The organism is Monashia sp. NPDC004114 (genome assembly GCF_053603855.1).
Genome location: NZ_JBSGGK010000028.1, coordinates 23526 through 40174, shown reverse-complemented (window position 1 = coordinate 40174; position 16649 = coordinate 23526). Strand labels below are relative to the sequence as shown.

The following is a 16649-nucleotide window of genomic DNA, read 5'->3' as shown; positions in this document are numbered from 1 at the left end:
CGCCTGCCAGGTCGCGCCACAGGCCGCGCCACAGGCCGCCGCCGGTCGTAGGGTGACGGCATGACCCAAGCGACCAGTGTCGTGGTCACCGCGCCCGGTGACCGGAGTGTGCTCGAGCTGCGCAGCCACGACGTGCCGGACCCGGGTGACGGGGAGGTACAGATCGAGGTCGCCGCGAGCGGCGTCAACTTCATCGACGTCTACAAGCGCCAGGGCGTCTATCCGATCCCGACCCCGTTCGTGCTCGGCGAAGAGGGCGCCGGCACGGTGACGGCGACCGGTCCGGGGGTGTCCGGCGTCGCTGTCGGTGACCGCGTCGCCTGGTCCCAGTCGTCGGGCAGCGAGTCGACGGTCGTCAACAAGCCCGCCTCCGCGGTGGTCCCTGTGCCCGACAGTCTCGACCTCGAGGTCGCCGCCGCCGCGATGCTCCAGGGCCTCACGGCCCACTACCTCGTCAACAGCACGTATGCCGTCAGGGCGGGTGACGTGGCACTGGTCCACGCCGCGGCGGGCGGGGTCGGGCAGCTCCTCGTGCAGCTGATCACGGCCAAGGGAGCGACGGTGGTGGCGACCGCGGGCACCGACGAGAAGTGCCGGATCGCAGGTGATCTCGGCGCCCAGCACCTCATCAACTACTCGGAGGTCGACGACCTGGCGAGAGCGGTCCGGGCCGCAGCCGGGCGAGGCGTCGATGTCGTCTACGACGGCGTGGGCAAGTCCACCTTCGACGCGTCGCTCGCGTCGCTGCGCCCGCGCGGCATGATGGTCCTCTTCGGCGGGGCCAGCGGACAGGTGCCGCCGTTCGACATCCAGCGGCTGAACTCCGGCGGCTCGCTCTTCCTCACCCGCCCGACGCTCGGGCACTACACGGCCGACCGCGCCGAGTACGAGTGGCGAGCCCGTGAGGTGCTCGGCGCGATCGCCGACGGGTCTCTCAAGCTCGAGATCGGTGGCCGTTACGCCTTCGCCGACGCGGCGCAGGCGTACGAGGCGCTCGAGGGTCGCAAGACCACCGGCAAGCTGATCCTGGTGCCGAACGCATGAGCCGGACTCTGTTGCGGCACCGGCGAATCTGGACCGGCTCGCCGACCGAGCCATGGACGCACGCAGTGCTCGTCGGCGATGGGCGCATCGTCGCGATCGGTGCTGACGCCGTCGATGCGGGCGGGACGGTCGTCGACCTGCCCGGCGAGGTCGTCATGCCCGGGCTCCATGACGCACACATCCACACCGAGTGGGTCGCCCGAGACCTGTCGGCGGTCGACCTGCGGGAGGCACTCTCCCTCGACGAGACGCTCGCCCTCGTCAAGGCCCACGCGGCAACCCTCCCCGAGGGCGAGTGGCTGCACAGCGGGCGGTGGAACCACAACCGCTGGGACGTGCCCGTGCAGCCCGACCGTCACTCGCTCGACACCGTCAGCGGTGGACGCATCGCTGCCCTGTCGAGCGTCGACGGGCACACGATCTGGGCCAACTCCCTTGCGCTGCAACGGGCGGGCATCACGAGGGACACACCCGACCCGGTCGGCGGCGAGATCGTCCGCGACCCCGAGGGAGAGCCCACCGGGATCCTTCGGGAGTCCGCCCAGGAGCTGCTCGACGTGATCCCGCAGGAGCTGAGCCCGCTGCGTCCGTGGCTCGAGCAGAACCAGCACCGACTGCTGTCGGTCGGTCTCACCAGCATCACGGACATCGACGGCGAGGACGTCCGGGCTGCGTACGCCGCCATTCACGAGGACGGCGCGCTCCGCATCCGCGTGAACAAGTGCACGCGTGATCCCGACCTCGAGCAGGCCATCGCCGAAGGACGCCGCTCCGGGCAGGGCGATGACCTGCTGCGGGTCGGTCCGGTCAAGTTCTTCAGCGACGGCGCGCTCGGTTCGCACACGGCCCACATGACCGAGCCCTTCATCGGGCACGAGGGCTGCGGCATCGCCGCGATGCCCTACGAGGTGCTGCTCGAGCGCACCCTCATGGCCGTCCGGGCCGGGCTCGACGTCTGCACGCATGCCATCGGCGACGAGGCGAACCGCTTGGTGCTCAACGCTTTCCAGGCGGTGCGCGCCGAGGGACACACTGGCCCGCTCCGCATCGAGCACGCCCAGCACGTCCTGCCGGTCGACATCCCCCGCTTCCGCTCGCTCGACGTCATCGCGTCGATGCAGCCGAGCCACTGCACGGCCGACCTCGAGCTCGCGGACGCGATCATCGGCCCGCGGCGCCTGGCGTCCTACGCATGGCGCAGCTTCCTCGATGCCGGCGTGCGCCTGGCGTTCGGCTCGGACGCGCCGGTCGAGGACCCGAACCCCTTCTACGGCCTGCACGCCGCGGTCACCCGGCAACGCGCAGACGGCCACCCCATCGGCGGGTGGCGGCCAGAGGAGCGGATCACGCTCGACGAGGCCGTCCACGCCCACACGGTCGGCTCGCACGAGGCGGTCGGGCGCGGCGACGTGGGACGCCTGGTCCCGGGCCAGCTGGCTGACTTCGTGGCCCTCGACCGCGACCTCTGGGCGCTGCAGGAGTCCCACCCAGCGGAGATCCGCGGCGCGCAGGTGCTCCAGACGTGGGTCGGCGGGGGGCTGGTCTTCGAGCGGCTGACCTGACCTGGAGATCGGCGGCCCCGCGCCAGGAGCCGGAAGGCCGCACAAGGTCCATCCTTGACGTAGGAGGGGACCGTGCGCGAGACCGATGCCGACTTCGCCACCTACGTGCGAGCCTGGGAGCTCGCGCTGACGCGGGCGGCATACCTCGTCTGCGGTGACCCCGCCGCTGCCGAGGGCGCCGTCCACCGCGCCTTCGTCGCGCTCGCCCTGCACTGGGACCATGTGCGACGTGACGACCCGAGTGCATTCGTGCGGCGAGCGCTCTACCGCGAGGCGCTCGCGGAGGCACACGCCGGCGAACGTATGCCGCACCGCGCAGCTCGCAGGGAGGCCGTCCGCCACGCCCCGGCTGGGCCAGGGTCGCACGCGGTGGTGTGGCGCCTCCCGGCGCGGCAGCGAGCCGTTGCCGTGCTCCGCCTAGTCGACCAGCGCAGCGAGGCCGACACGGCCGACATCCTCGGGCTGGACGACGGCACCGTCCGACGTGAGCTGCGCGCGGCCGTCCTTACGGCACAAGCGGAACAGCAGGCGGCCGGCGGGCCCCCCGCACTGTCGCGCCTGCTCTGGTCCATCGGCGCCGAGGTCAGGGAGGTCGACCACGCCGACCGAGCGTGGCGCGCTGCCCGGGCCCGGCAGACCCAGGTGCGCCGCCGGGTGGGCGCCGCCGTGGCCGTCGCGGCGCTCGTGCTGGCCGCGGCCACGGCGGTTGGCGGGTCACGCAGCAGCTCGCCCCCGGTCGAGTCGCGACTTCTGACATCACTGCCGGCCGAGGTGCCGCTCTGGCGTCTATCGGGCGACGGCAGCGCGTACGTCGAGGCTCCGCCCGCGGGCACCGAGCACTCGGTCGCGCGGCTCGACGCCGGGCTGCCCGAGGTGATCGACCCGGATCAGGGGGTGCGCCGTGCCAGCGAGGTCGGCTTCGGGGTGCCGAGCGTCTTCGCCGACGCGGTCTACCTGCGCGGTCTCTCACCCGGGCGCTGGGAGCCGGTGCTCGTGTGGCGCACCGGCGACCAGCTCGACGTCGACACCCTGCAGCTGACCGACGTCGTCACCCCGACCGGGGAGCGGCGCTCGCCCCTCGGCGTCCACGCCTTCTCCAACGACCGCACCGCGATCGCCTTCCCTCAGCCGGGGCGGGTCGTCGTGCTGCGGACCGCGACCGGCACGATCGAGTCGATCCCGGTCCCATCGCCGACCCTCGACCGGGTCTGGTGGTTCGGGGGGTGGCTCATGGCCGGATCGGAGAAGGAGACGTGGCAGATCGGCGGCACCGACGACCGGCACGCGACGCGACAGCCTGAGGCGTACGGTCTCGTCGAGTACCGCACGGACAACGGCACGCCCGTGCTCGACGACCACGTGCCGTACCAGCGGCCGCTGCTCGTCGGGTGGCCGCGCACCAGACCCTACGGCCCGACGGTCTCGAGCGCCGCCCACGTCGCGTCGGCCTTCAGCATCGACGGCGTGGCCGGCCGCGGCATCGACGCGGTGCGGCCGAAGCAGGTCATCGTTGCCATCGACGGGACCGGGCAACAACACCTGCTCGTTCTCGGTGAGGAGCGGCCGAGGGCGAGCGGCTGCTGTCCCGTGCTCGGCTGGACCGTCGACCTCGACCTGGTCTATGCCGACACCGGCGCGGACGGCACCTGGCTGATGGCCTGGAACGTCCAGAGCGGGCAGGTGCGCCGGCTATCGCACTGGCTCACGTCGGACACCGTGCCGCCCGTCATGGCCCTCGGCGTGAGGTTCACCGCCGGCTGAGCCTGGGTCAGGGTGTCGTCGGGACCACGGCGAGCAGCAGCGTGGCGAACCACGTCAACGCCGCGACGACCAGAAGGAAGATCCCGATGACGGCCATGTTGCCGGCGCCGTCGGCGTGGGATGTCTGTCGCCGTCGGCGGCCGACCAGCACGAGCGTCAGGCCCGCCACAAGCCAGACCAGTCCGATGAGAAGCCCGGCGAGAACGCCTGCGTTCCAACGCATCTCGTCGACACCCTCAGCCGGGTCGGGTCACCAGAGGGCGGCGACCAGCGTCGCCGCCACGCCGCCGAGGCCCGCGATGTCCAGATAGGTGCCGGAGTCCTGGCCGCGCTTGGAGCGCGCCGAGCCGATCTCCGCCGCGACCACGACCACGAGCGCGAGGACGAGCTTGACGCCGATCTTGGCGTTGTTGACGGCGAAGTCGTCCGTAGAGCTCGACTCGGCGAGGCCGACGAGGAGCAGCCCGGTGACAATCTGGGCACGGGCACCCCACACGACGACGGGGGTCACCGTGCGACCGGCCCGGATCGCGATCCACCCACCGACGACGGCGGCCATGCCGAGCAGGTGGAGGGCGAGCAGGATCTTGTGCAGGAGGTCCATGGCGGTCATCCTACGGAGCGCCGTGCGCGAGCTCGTCGAGGGCTGCCAGGCCGCGCCACGACCGCGTCATCGGCACCGTTGCGAGCTCGTCCGGGCCGAACCAGCGGGAGTCCGACGTGGTGCCCCCGACGTCGTGGATCACCGGTTCGCTCGGATCGGGACAGGTGGCGCGGTAGACGATGCGGACGGCGTGGAAGTCCTCGAGCGTCCCCGACGGCGCCCGGCCCACCCAGTGCTGCGACTGGATCGTCAGGAGATCGCCGAGCTCGATCCGCTGGCCGGTCTCTTCCCAGACTTCACGATGAACCCCGGAGACCGGGTCCTCGCCCTCGTCGAGCCCGCCACCGGGCAGCCCCCACGAGCCGGGCACGGCCGTCTGCGAGTTGAACTGCGTCAGCAGCACCCCGCGCTCGCTCGTCACGATGGCGTATGCCGCGACACGCTGGTAGGGCTCCCCCACCTCGTCGTCGCCGACATCCGCGTCTCTGGGGACCGCCCGCTCGGGCGACGTTGCGACGCGAAGGGGCGTGACGGCATACGCCAGCTCCAGCGACCCGTCGTCCAGAACCCTTGCGGACAAAGGCGACTCGGCCGCCAGGCCGCCGGAGGCCAAGATCTGCTCGGGATGGGACCCGTGAGCCAGCACCTGGTCGGCGATGCGCTCCCCCGCGGAGTCCACTCCCACGACGCGGATTCCGCCCGGCACGTTGGTCCTGACCATTCCCGACATCCTAGGCACGCGGACATTAGCCTGCTCGTGTGGCTGACGAGGCACCTGCCGACACCGAGCGGCGCGTCCATCCTTGGCGCTACCTGCGCCTCGTGCTCATCGGGCTGCTCATCGGCATCCCGGCAGCTCTCGTGGGCGCAGCCTTCCTCTCCCTCGTCCATGTGCTCGAGGACCTGCTGTGGACCGACCTGCCGAAGGCCATGGGTGTCAGCCGGCCCCCGTGGTACCTCGTCGTCGGCCTGCCGGTCGTCGGCGCACTGCTGGTGCTCGTCGCGCGCCGCCTGCTGCCCGGCGACGGCGGGCACGAACCGCTCGAGGGCATCGGCGCCTCGCCGACGCCGCTGGCCCATGTGCCAGGCATCGCCCTTGCGGCCGTCGCGACGCTGGCGTTCGGCGCGGTGCTGGGCCCGGAGGCGCCGCTCATCGCGCTCGGTTCGGCCACCGGCATCGCGGTCGGACGGATCGCGCGGCTCGGATCGCGCGAGCGCCAGGTGGTCTCGACCGCCGGGTCGTACTCCGCCATCTCGGCGCTCTTCGGCGGGCCGATCGTCGCGAGCTTCATGCTCATGGAGGCCGGCCTCGGTTTCGGCGCCCGCCTCGTGCCGGTGCTCCTGCCCGGCTTCGTAGCCGCGGCAGCCGGGTACATCGTCTTCCTCGGCGTCAACGACTGGCCTGGCCTGGGCTCTGCCTCGATCGCCGTCGGTGACCTGCCGACGTACGCGACCGTGAGCATCGGCGACATCGTCATCGCGGTCGTCGCCGGGATCGTCGCTGCGGTGGTGGTCCGTGCCGCACGCCGAAGTGGGGAGGTCGTGCTCGCACTGCGCCCGCGCGGCACGACACTGGTCCTCGTCGGCGGCGCCGTGGTCACGGGTCTGCTCGCTCTGCTGGCGCAGGGCCTCGGCGCGACGAGCGACGACGTGCTCTTCTCTGGCCAGAGCGCGATCCCTGACCTGCTTGCGCTCGGGACCGACGGCTCGGCAGCGCTCCTCGTCGTCCTGCTCGTCGCCAAGGGCCTGGCGTTCGCGGTCTGCCTCGGCTGCGGCTTCCGCGGCGGACCGATCTTCCCGGCGATCTTCCTCGGCGTGGCGGTCGCGGCTCTCGCCGTCGCCTGGTTCGGCATGTCGCCGACGGCCGCACTCGCCATCGGCACGGCTGCCGGCATGACCGCGATGAGCTCGTTCCTGTTCACGTCGGTGCTCTTCGCCGCCCTGCTCACCGGCACGGCCGGGCACGACGCGATCCCCCTCGCCGTGTTCGCGGCGGCCAGCGCCTGGCTCACGCTTCAGGGGCTCAAGCGATGGCTTCCCGACCGCCGAGCCCCCGCCCCGGTCGCGTGAGCAGCCGTCAGATCGTGAAGGGTTCACGTCGCCCTGACAGCGACAAGCCTCCACGGCCCCCGGGCCCACGCGGGGTCAGCGGCGCGCGAGCTCCTGGGCGCGTTCGTACTCGGCCACCGCGCGCCCCGCGACCTGCGACCACTCCTGCCGGGGCGGGTTAGCGACGTTCCAGGCACGCATCCGGGCCACCTCCTCGGGCTCGGCGGCGAGCCTCGCGATCGACGACGCCATCTCCGAGTCGCTCGACACGACAAGGCCGTTCACGCCGTGGCTGACGAACTCGCCGACCCCCGAGCCCTGCCGTCCGATGACGGGCAGGCCGACCGTGCGCGCCTCGAGGGCCGCGATCCCGAACGACTCGAGGCGCGCGGGCGACAGGTAGACGTCGGAGGCGGCATACCTGCGCCGAAGCTCGTCGCGGGACACCCGCCCGGGCATCGACACCCAGTCGAGCCGGTGCTCGCGCACGAGACGCTCCACCCGGCCACGGTCGGGGCCCTCACCGAGGATGGTCAGGCTCAGCGAGCCCGGCCCGGCAAGGGCCGCGGCCCGCTCGACCAGCTCCACGAGCGCCGAGGGGCGCTTGCGGGCGGCCAGGCGGGTAGCCGTGACGAGACGCAACGGCCCGGGGCTCCGCTCCGGCATCGGCGCGACCCAGCGCGCGACGTCGATCCCGTTGGGCAGCACGCTGACCGAGACTGATGCTCCGACGAGACGCCGGAGCGGTTCTGCCGCGACGTCCGAGACGGCAGACATGGCCACCCCACGCGCGGCCCATCTGCGCACGAAGCGCGCCGCGTCGAAGACCGGCGCGACTCCCGCGAGCATGCAGTGCCACGTCATCGCCGTCGGCAGCCCGAGCCCCACCGTGACCCGCGTGCTGTCCCACGCGAAGGGCGACACCACGCCCGTCTGCACGTGCGCGACGTCGAAGCCACCCTCGACGAGGCGGCGGCGCAGCTCCTTCGGCGCCCACGGGTTCACCGGGAGCTCCCACGGCATCCGGGCCGCGAGCCGGTGCACGGGGATCCCGTCGACCACGGTGACCTCGCCGTGCATCTCGCCGCCCGGGCCGCGTGTCGCCGTGAACGCCTCCACCTCGTGCCCGAGTGCGAGGAGCTCGCGGGCAAGGTCATGCGTCTGCACCTCGATGCCGCCCAGGCGGGGCAGGTAACAGTCGGAGAGCAGGGCCACCTTCACGGGGCACACTCTGTCATGCGCCAAGATGGGTGCCTGGAGCCGGCGTCCCGCGCCGGAGTGCCACATCCGTCACACCGTCACCCTCGGAGATCCGGAACATCCGCCATGTCCACGACCCCACGCACGCTCCTGGCCTTCCACGCCCATCCAGACGACGAGGCGCTCCTGACCTCGGGCACGATGGCGCGCGCAGCTGCCGAGGGCCATCGCGTCGTCGTCGTCGTGGCGACCGACGGCGCGCTCGGCCTGGCGGCCCAGGAGTATGCTGCTGACGGTGGCCTCGCGACGCGCCGGATGGCCGAGCTGCGCGCCAGCGCGCACGCGCTGGGGGTCGCCCGGGTCGAGCACCTGGGCTACGCCGACAGCGGGCTCGGGCCCGAGCTCGCCCCGGACCCACCCGGCGCCACGCGTTTTGTGCGTGCCGACGTCGAGGAGGCCGCCGGGCGGCTGGCCGCGATCCTGCGCGAGGAGCAGGTGGACGTGCTGCTCAGCTACGAGCCGAACGGCGGCTATGGCCACCCGGACCACAAGCAGGTGCACCGCGTCGGCCGCCGGGCGGCCGAGATCGCCGGCACGCCAAGGCTGCTCGAGGCGACGGTCCCGCGTGACACCATCACCAAGGCGATCGACCTCGCCGCGAAGATCTACCGGTTCCCGCCGGAGTTCGACCGGGCGAGCTTCGACCGGGCCTTCTCGGCACGCCGTGAGATCACCCACCGGGTCAGTGTGCGCCGCTACGTCAAGGCCAAGCGGGCCTCGATGCGCGCGCATGCCTCGCAGGCCAGTGCCGACGGCGGCGCCGACCGCACGCTCGCGGCCTTCCTGCGCATCCCCAGACCGCTCTATGACCTGGTGTTCGGGCGGGAGTGGTACGTCGACCCGGCCGCAGCGCCCGGCGACCCGATCCGGCGGGACGTCTTCGACGGCCTCGGCTGAGCCTCGCTCCGGGCGCCCGGCTCAGCCGGGCGCCGGGCCCCGCTCGAACACGATGGCCATCGGCGTCTGCTCCGAGCCCTGCCCCAGCGGGTTGTCCGCGAACATCGCCTCGTAGCGCTCCTTGGGACCCGGCGCGTCCTGGCCGAGCACGTTGCGGCCGATGTCGTTCGCGTCCATGACCACGGTGCCCCCGAAGGTGTCCCGGTATGCCGCCGGCACCCGTTCGCGGATCGCCGCGCTGAGGCGCGCCGCGACCTCGTCAGGGTCCTTCGGACCGAGCTTGGCCGAGACGTTGGCCGGGTACACCGAGTACTCGGTCGGGCCGTCGATCGCCCGGATGTCACCGCCCACGAGGTCGTAGAACAGGCCCCGGCGGCCGACCAGCTTGCCGATCGCGCCGCCTGCGGACGCGAAGAGCACGCGCGGCAGGCCGGCCTCCTCGATGGCCAGCTGCATCGTGAAGGGCGAGCCCAGGCCGATGCCTGCAGGTGTGCGCGTGACGTACCGGCTCAGGATCCTGGCCGGCCTGCCCACCTTGATGTCCCAGATGAAGAACGACCGGCCCTGGGTGATCGCGACGATCTTCTCGGAGATGAAGAAGTACCAGCGGCCCGTCGTCGCGGCAGCGTGGTCGCCGCCGGCCTGCGGCAGCCCGGCGAAGAACCTCTCGACGTAGCCCAGGGTCTTGCCGACGAGGTCGTCCTCACGGGCGTAGAGGTCCGTGCGCAGCGGGTAGCGGCGCACCTGCTGGCCGTCGGCGGTCGTCAGGTCCAGCTGCTTACGGGCGTTCGGCTCGAAGTCGGTCTTGACGTGGACCGGTGCGTCGACCTCGTCGGGGCGCTCGTCGAAGAACTCCTGCAGCCAGAGCTCGACGTTGAGGATGCGCCAGATCGTCGAGGAGTCCATCGTGTTCGTCCCCTTGATCCACCCCTCGAAGGCCTCCAGCACCGCGGTCTGGTCGAAGTAGGGGCGGTTGGCGAACGACTCGCTGAGGAACTCGCCGTAGATGTGGTTCTTGAGACGCAGGAACCAGTCTCGCTGGGGAGTCGTCGCCCCGACCTTGTCACGGCGCTCGACCACCGCGTCGGGCAGGACACCGCGCATCGCGTCGCGCAGCACCCGCTTGCCGACGCCGTCCTTGACGAGGGCGTCGTCATCGAGCGAGGCCACGAACCGGGTCAGGTCACGGTCGACGAAGGGCAGCCGCACCGTCACCCCGAACCGTCGGGCGTTCTTGTCGGTGTATCGCAGCCGGGCCGGCAGGGAACCGGTGAAGATGTCCTGCATCAGCCGGGCGTGCAGGTCGGTGCGCTCGACGTCGTACGTGTCGCCGACGTGCTTTGCGGCGAACGACGAGGCCAGCAGCGAGGTGACCGGCACGTCCTTGCGGCCTCGGAGCCGGGCGCCGATGACCGGCCGGCCCCTGCGGTAGAGCACGTCGATCGAGCGGCCGAGCTCGGTCGCGGCCTGCATCGCGCTCTGGTTGCGCAGCTCGCGGAGGCGGACCAGGTGGTGCGGGCCGAACCCGGCCAGCGTCTCGTCGCCGCCGTGGCCGTCGAGAACGACTCCGTCGAGGTCGGCGGCGGCGCGCAGGACGCGGTACTGCGTGTACGGGCCCGTCGAGCCGGTCGGCTCCTCCTGCGTGCGCACGAAGTCGTGCAGGTCGGCCTTGAACTCCGACGGGGTCGGCTCGATGCGGTGTGCATCGACCCGGTCACCGAGGGTGGCCAGCACCACGTCGAGCTGCTCGCGCTCGGGAGCCACGGTCTCCGGGTACACGGCCGACCACGTGTCCTGCACCAGGGCGCCGGACCGTCCTGGCTGGTGCGTCCCGTTCTCTCGGGCCAGCCCGTCGACGAGAACGGCGATGGCCGCGGCGTCGAGGCCGCCGGAGAGGGCCGTCGCGATCCGCCCGCTGGCGCCGGAGCGGCGCCGCACGGCGTCGGTGAGATGCCGGCGGAACTCCTGCGCGACCGGGGCGGAGTACGCCCGCGGCCGGGCCCGGCCCGCCTCGAGCTCGTCGCGCAGCCGGCTGAACGACCGGCGGTCGATCCCGCGGCCGGTGAGCGTGACGACCTCGCCAGCAGCGACGCGCTCGATCCCCTCGAAGAAGGTCTCGGGCCCGTCGTCGTGCACGCGGTGGCGCAGGTAGCGGTAGATGACGAGGTCGTTCGGGCGCTTCTCGTACAGCCCGCTGTCGAGGATGCCCCGGATCTCGCTCGCGAACAGCCAGCCCGTCGTCTCGTCGGATCCCGCTGACCCGCCTGACCCAGCAGGCTCCGTGGACCCGGCCACCCGGCATACGTAGAGCGGGCGGATGCCGAAGGGGTCTCGGGCCAGCGTGAACGCACGCGTGTCGCGGTCCCACACGGCCACGGCATACGCGCCGTCGAGACGGTCGAACCCGTCCGGGCCCCACTCCGTGAACGCGGCGAGCACAAGCTCCGCGTCCGCGCCGGTGGGCAGGTCGTGCCCGAGCGTTTCGAGGTCGGAGCGCAGCTCGGACCGGTTGTAGAGCTCACCGTCGAGGGCCAGCGTGAAACGGCCGCCGCGGCTCGTGGCCAGCAGCGGCCCACTGCCGCGGCGCCCGGCCGGACGACCGGCCAGTCCCTCCGCGTCGCCCTGGTAGCGCTGGGTCGGCACCGACCCCGGGTGCTGCGCGACCAGGCGTTCGAGCAGGGTCTCGTCGGCTGGGACACCCAGGTGTCCGGCGATTCCGCACATGGGCGCAACCCTAGCGACTCCGGCTGGATCCGCTTTCACGCCCGCAGACAGGTGAACCGTCAGGGTGCCGGACGCCGTCTTCGGTGGGGGACGTCCGGCGGCCCCGACGGTCCGCCCGGCGCCCGCGACCACCATCAGCGGCACGAGACATCACAAGGAGCAGACCCATGCACCGACCTTCCCGCACGGCCACGTTCGTCCTCGGCGCTCTGGCCGCAGCCAGCGTGCTCGCCACCACCGCTGCCGTCGCCGCGACGAGCGACGACCTCCTTCGGGCGCCGATCCAGGGCAGCCTCCCCACGGACCCGAAGCCGTTCTTCGGCTCGAACCCGGGTGGCGCGCCCTGGCAGATCACCTCGGGTGAGGCCAAGGTCCAGGCCGACGGCACCCTCAAGGTCTCGATCGTCGGCCTCGTCATCCCGGGCGTCGGCACCGGACCTGTGGTGACGGTCTCGGCGAGCGTCGCCTGCAACAACGTCAAGGCCGCGACGACGGGAACCGTACCGCTCAGCTCTGCGGGCAACGCCGAGATCAAGGCCACGCTCAACGTGCCGGCACGCTGCCTCGGGCCCGCCGTGCTCATCCACCCCAACGGCAACGCGGCCACGTACATCGCCATGACGGGTCGCTGAGGCCCGCACGCTGCTGAGACGGATGGGACGGAGCGGCCACTCGACCGGATGACGGATGGGACGGAGCGGCCACTCGACCGGATGACGCTGGGACGGCGCAGCCACTCGACCGGATGACGCTGGGACGGAGCGGCCACTCGACCGGATGACGCTGGGACGGAGCGGCCACTCGACCGGCATGACCGTCGAGTGGCCCGCCCGTCACTCCGGTCACGCTGGTCACACCGCGCGCGCTCTTCAGCGCGGTGCGCTCACTCCCACTCGATGGTGCCTGGCGGCTTGCTCGTCACGTCGAGGACCACCCGGTTGACCTCCTCGACCTCGTTGGTGATGCGGGTCGAGATCGTCGCGAGCACGTCGTAGGGCACGCGCGCCCAGTCGGCGGTCATCGCGTCCTCCGAGGCCACGGGCCGCAGGACGACCGGGTGGCCGTATGTGCGGCCGTCACCCTGGACGCCGACCGAGCGGACGTCGGCGAGGAGCACGACCGGGCACTGCCAGATGTCGCGGTCGAGGGCCGCCCGGGTCAGCTCCTCGCGCGCGATCGCGTCGGCTCGGCGCAGCACCGCGAGCCGGTCGGCCGTGACCTCGCCGATGATCCGGATGCCCAGGCCCGGCCCCGGGAACGGCTGGCGCCAGACGATGACCTCCGGCACCCCGAGCTCGAGGCCGACCTGGCGCACCTCGTCCTTGAACAGGCTGCGCAGCGGCTCGACGAGCTGGAACTTGAGGTCCTCCGGCAGCCCGCCGACGTTGTGGTGGCTCTTGATGTTCGCGGCTCCCTCGCCGCCACCGGACTCGACGACGTCGGGGTAGAGCGTGCCCTGGACGAGCCACTTGACGGGGTGTTCCTCGTCGCCGCGGTCCAGGACGACGTCGCGGGCGGCCTGCTCGAAGACCCGGATGAACTGCTCGCCGATGATCTTGCGCTTGGTCTCCGGGTCGGTCACGCCGGCGAGCGCCTCGAGGAACCGGTCGCGCGCGTCGACGACGACGAGGTCGACGCCGGTGGCCTCGACGAAGTCCTTCTCGACCTGCTCCGCCTCGCCCTCGCGCAGCAGCCCGTGGTCGACGAACACACAGGTCAGCTGGTCGCCGACCGCCTTCTGCACCAAGGCCGCAGCGACCGAGGAGTCGACGCCTCCCGACAGCGCGCAGAGCACACGGTCGCTGCCGACCTGCTCGCGGATCGCGTCGACGAGGTCGTGGACGACGTGCCCCGGCGTCCAGTCGGGCGCGATCCGGGCGCCCTTCCAGAGGAAGTTCTCGAGGACCCGCTGGCCTTGCTCGGAGTGCAGCACCTCCGGGTGCCACTGAACGCCGTAGAGGCGCCGCTCGTCGTCCTCGAAGGCCGCGACGGGCGTGCCGATGGTCGAGGCGGTCACCGTGAAGCCGGCGGGCGCGTCGCTGACGGCGTCGCCGTGCGACATCCAGACGACCTGCTCGTCGGGCTGGCCGTCGAAGAGCGTGGAGTCGGGGCGGGAGATCGAGGCGTCGGTCTTGCCGTACTCGCGCGCCCCGGTGCGCTCGACGGTGCCGCCCAGGGCCTGGGCCATCGACTGGAAGCCGTAGCACATCCCGAAGACCGGCACGCCGGCATCGAGCAGGGACGGGTCGAGCCGCGGCGCGCCCTCCTCGTAGACCGAGCTCGGCCCACCGGACAGGATCACGGCGGCAGGGCGCTTGGCGAGCATGTCGGCGACCGACATCGAGTGCGGCACGACCTCGCTGTAGACCTGCGCCTCCCGGACGCGGCGCGCGATCAGCTGGGCGTACTGCGCCCCGAAGTCGACGACGAGGACCGGGTGGTCCTGCAGGCTCGTCGGAGCATCGGTCGCAGCGCCTGGCTCAGTGCCAGGCTGGGGGTCCGTCTGTGGGTCGGGCTGCGTGTCGGGCAGGTCGGGCGGCACGGCGTCGGTCACGCACAAACTCTATCGGCCAGGGTCGAGCGCGCGTCCGGCGCGGGCGCCGGCTCCACCGAGGCGGTATGCCGTCCGCCGCGCTCAGGCGCTCGCGCCCGGTCCCGAGGGGGCCGGGCCGCCGGCAGCGCTCGCTGAGTCGCCGGTGCCGCCGTCCCCAGCCACGTAGGCCCGGGACAGCATCGCGTGGACCTCGCGGCTGTTGCGCTGCTCGGCGACCCACGGCACGACGGGCACGAAGCCGGCCAGCAGGTTGAGCACGATCCGCTTGATCCCCCAGGCGGCCTTGATACCGAGGTTCGCGACCGAGGCGGCATACGCCATGTAGATCAGCCCGTGGATCGGGCTCCAGTACTTCGTGAGCACGTTCTCCTGGTGGAAGCCGTACTTCATCACCATCTCGAGGATGAGCACGAACAGGGCGATGCCGGCGATGATGGCGAGCACCCGGTAGATCGCCAGGGCCGACCTGATCTGCTCGGGCTTGGCCAGGTTGGTCGGGTACGTCGGGCTCACGCGCTCACACCTTCTTTCGGGGCAGCCGACGGCGTCTGCGCCTGCTGCTCGGCTCGGAACATCTTCCACCACATCCAGATCGCGAACAGTCCGAAGACCCACCACTGCACGGCGTATGCCGCGTTGCGCAGGTTGAGGGACGCGTCGAGCTCCGGAGGTGGCACTCGGGACAGGCCGGCAGCCTGGACGGGCGCGCCGCTGCTCGCCGTCGAGCCCGCGCTCTCCGCGGAGGCGAGGACGACGACGTTGTAGAGGTCACCCGGCCACTCGTTGACGAGCTCGGCCAGGTCGATGGCGCGCCGCTGCGGCTCCGGCAGCGCACCACCGGGCCGCGGCGACTCGCCCGGGCCGAGGGTGCCGGTCACCGTGACGACCCCCGGCGGGGTCGGCGGCAGGGCGCTCGCGGCCGGCGTGCCGTCGACGAAGCCGCGCAGCACCGCCACGGTGCCGCCGGCGGTCTGCAGCGGCGTCACCACCCACGACCCCACCCGGCCGTCGAGCCTGCGGTCCACGACCACGAAGGTGCGGTCGGCGGCATACGTGCCCGTGACGGTGACGGGACGGTTCGAGTACTCCGCCGCGAACGCCGCGTGCGGCTTCGTCACGTCCTGCAGCGGCGCCCGCTGGAGACTGGCGGCGGCCGCGACGGCGTCCTTGCGGCCCTCGTCGCGGGCGACGCCGAGCTGCCACAGGCCGAGGAACACGCATGCCGTGACGATGACCAGCAGGAGGGCAAGCATGCCGACCCAGCGCGGGGTGAGCAGGCTGCGGAACACGCCCCAAGGGTAGGTCACCTGCTCGGGAGCCTCGAGACCGCCCGGGTGACCTGTCCAGCAAGGCGTGGCAGACTCCACGCCCATGGTGAGCAGGACGAACCGGGCGCGCCACGTGGTTCTCGTGCGCGTCGTCGCACTGGTCGGCGCGGTCGGCGCGATGTCGGTGGTCCTCGCCGGGTGCGGCGTCACCGACATCCCGAGCCCGCGAAGGACGGTCACCGTCTACGTCGACCCGACGGGGAGCCCGTCCTCGCCGGCGCAGCCGACCACGGTCCCGACGTCCTTGGCCCAGAGCCCGGCGCCGACCAGCCAGGTGCCCATCAGCCTCGCGGCCGGTCGCCAGCGCGGCGCACCCCACTCCTTCGCCGAGGCCCAGCAGCGCATCGCGGGCGCGCGCGTCGCGGGCGGGACGGCAGCGGCGTTCCAGAGCCCGAGCGGGAACATCTCGTGCGTCGCCGGTCGCGGCCCGAGCCAGCTCGCTGCATGCGAGGTCGAGAAGGGACGGATCACGCCGCCTATCCCCTCGATCTGCCCCACGGACGGACCGCAGGACATCGGCCGGATCGAGCTGTCCGACAAGGGCGCCCGGCCGGTGTGCAACTCCGACACCATCCGGCAGGGCGGCGCGCCCACGCTGGACTACGGCTCGCGCACGGACCCTGCGCTCGGCTCGGTCGCCTGTCTCAGCGAGGAGACCGGCATGACGTGTGTCGACGCGGCCTCGCACCATGGCTTCTTCCTGGCGCGAGACACCTTCGTCACGTTCTGACCGAATCTCTGGTCCCCGACCATCGCCCCGATGGTCTCGAATTGGTAACGGCTCCGGAACAGAGGGTTATCTCACTGGTCACGCGCAGTTGACTGTCGATCGTTGCGCCCGGCGGGGGATGTTCGTATGCCCAGGC

General features: G+C 72.1%; 15 protein-coding genes. 7 read left to right on the top strand and 8 right to left on the bottom strand.

Annotated features, from left to right (window positions below; all coding sequences use genetic code 11):
* Positions 1 to 60 precede the first annotated feature (60 nt).
* The 3 genes from ACWEOW_RS23650 to ACWEOW_RS23640 all read left to right on the top strand — a co-directional run bounded on the left by ACWEOW_RS23650 (position 61) and on the right by ACWEOW_RS23640 (position 4367).
* Positions 61 to 1044, top strand: a complete 984-nt coding sequence (locus tag ACWEOW_RS23650; protein WP_452271704.1) for a quinone oxidoreductase family protein — start codon at positions 61 to 63, stop codon at positions 1042 to 1044.
* Positions 1041 to 2606, top strand: coding sequence for an amidohydrolase (locus ACWEOW_RS23645; RefSeq protein ID WP_452271703.1), 1566 nt, complete (start codon positions 1041 to 1043; stop codon positions 2604 to 2606). Before ACWEOW_RS23650 ends, ACWEOW_RS23645 begins: the two co-directional genes overlap by 4 nt.
* A gap of 72 nt (positions 2607 to 2678) precedes the next feature.
* Positions 2679 to 4367 (top strand): sigma factor-like helix-turn-helix DNA-binding protein, encoded by a 1689-nt coding sequence (locus tag ACWEOW_RS23640; RefSeq protein WP_452271702.1) that lies wholly within the window; start codon positions 2679 to 2681, stop codon positions 4365 to 4367.
* A gap of 7 nt (positions 4368 to 4374) precedes the next feature.
* Here the strand turns inward: ACWEOW_RS23640 and ACWEOW_RS23635 are convergent, their stop codons facing one another.
* The 3 genes from ACWEOW_RS23635 to ACWEOW_RS23625 are packed head-to-tail and all read right to left on the bottom strand — an operon-like array spanning position 4375 to position 5692.
* The gene (locus ACWEOW_RS23635) at positions 4375 to 4590 is read right to left on the bottom strand and encodes a hypothetical protein (RefSeq protein ID WP_452271701.1); all 216 of its coding nucleotides are present in this window, start codon (positions 4588 to 4590) and stop codon (positions 4375 to 4377) included.
* A 27-nt stretch (positions 4591 to 4617) separates the two neighbouring features.
* Positions 4618 to 4971 carry a hypothetical protein gene (locus ACWEOW_RS23630; protein WP_452271700.1) on the bottom strand — a complete coding sequence of 118 codons (354 nt, stop codon included), beginning with the start codon at positions 4969 to 4971 and terminating at the stop codon, positions 4618 to 4620.
* 10 nt (positions 4972 to 4981) lie between these two features.
* Positions 4982 to 5692 carry an NUDIX hydrolase gene (locus ACWEOW_RS23625; protein WP_452271699.1) on the bottom strand — a complete coding sequence of 237 codons (711 nt, stop codon included), beginning with the start codon at positions 5690 to 5692 and terminating at the stop codon, positions 4982 to 4984.
* Between the two features lie 38 nt (positions 5693 to 5730).
* Here ACWEOW_RS23625 and ACWEOW_RS23620 point away from each other — a divergent pair, with 38 nt between their 5' ends.
* Positions 5731 to 7041 (top strand): chloride channel protein, encoded by a 1311-nt coding sequence (locus tag ACWEOW_RS23620; RefSeq protein ID WP_452271698.1) that lies wholly within the window; start codon positions 5731 to 5733, stop codon positions 7039 to 7041.
* A 75-nt stretch (positions 7042 to 7116) separates the two neighbouring features.
* On the opposite strand, the gene ACWEOW_RS23615 is transcribed toward ACWEOW_RS23620, so the two are convergent.
* Complete coding sequence (locus tag ACWEOW_RS23615; protein WP_452271697.1) at positions 7117 to 8241, bottom strand: glycosyltransferase; 1125 nt, start codon at positions 8239 to 8241, stop codon at positions 7117 to 7119.
* 105 nt (positions 8242 to 8346) lie between these two features.
* Between ACWEOW_RS23615 and ACWEOW_RS23610 the strand changes: the two genes are divergently transcribed.
* The gene (locus tag ACWEOW_RS23610; protein ID WP_452271696.1) at positions 8347 to 9177 is read left to right on the top strand and encodes a PIG-L deacetylase family protein; all 831 of its coding nucleotides are present in this window, start codon (positions 8347 to 8349) and stop codon (positions 9175 to 9177) included.
* A 21-nt stretch (positions 9178 to 9198) separates the two neighbouring features.
* On the opposite strand, the gene ACWEOW_RS23605 is transcribed toward ACWEOW_RS23610, so the two are convergent.
* Positions 9199 to 11901, bottom strand: a complete 2703-nt coding sequence (locus ACWEOW_RS23605) for an asparagine synthase-related protein (RefSeq protein WP_452271695.1) — start codon at positions 11899 to 11901, stop codon at positions 9199 to 9201.
* A 167-nt stretch (positions 11902 to 12068) separates the two neighbouring features.
* Between ACWEOW_RS23605 and ACWEOW_RS23600 the strand changes: the two genes are divergently transcribed.
* A complete protein-coding gene (locus ACWEOW_RS23600; RefSeq protein ID WP_452271694.1) occupies positions 12069 to 12533 on the top strand; it encodes a hypothetical protein in 465 nt (154 codons plus the stop codon).
* 251 nt (positions 12534 to 12784) lie between these two features.
* Here the strand turns inward: ACWEOW_RS23600 and guaA are convergent, their stop codons facing one another.
* The 3 genes from guaA to ACWEOW_RS23585 form a co-directional block, all read right to left on the bottom strand.
* On the bottom strand, positions 12785 to 14350 hold the full coding sequence (guaA, locus tag ACWEOW_RS23595; RefSeq protein ID WP_452271716.1) for a glutamine-hydrolyzing GMP synthase: 1566 nt from the start codon (positions 14348 to 14350) through the stop codon (positions 12785 to 12787).
* Positions 14351 to 14536: 186 nt separating this feature from the next.
* Entirely contained in the window at positions 14537 to 14968 is a 432-nt protein-coding gene (locus tag ACWEOW_RS23590; protein WP_452271693.1) for a DUF3817 domain-containing protein, read from the bottom strand.
* Positions 14965 to 15744, bottom strand: a complete 780-nt coding sequence (locus tag ACWEOW_RS23585) for an SURF1 family protein (protein WP_452271692.1) — start codon at positions 15742 to 15744, stop codon at positions 14965 to 14967. Before ACWEOW_RS23585 ends, ACWEOW_RS23590 begins: the two co-directional genes overlap by 4 nt.
* An 82-nt stretch (positions 15745 to 15826) precedes the next feature.
* Between ACWEOW_RS23585 and ACWEOW_RS23580 the strand changes: the two genes are divergently transcribed.
* Positions 15827 to 16513, top strand: a complete 687-nt coding sequence (locus tag ACWEOW_RS23580) for a DUF6636 domain-containing protein (protein WP_452271691.1) — start codon at positions 15827 to 15829, stop codon at positions 16511 to 16513.
* Positions 16514 to 16649: the final 136 nt, after the last annotated feature.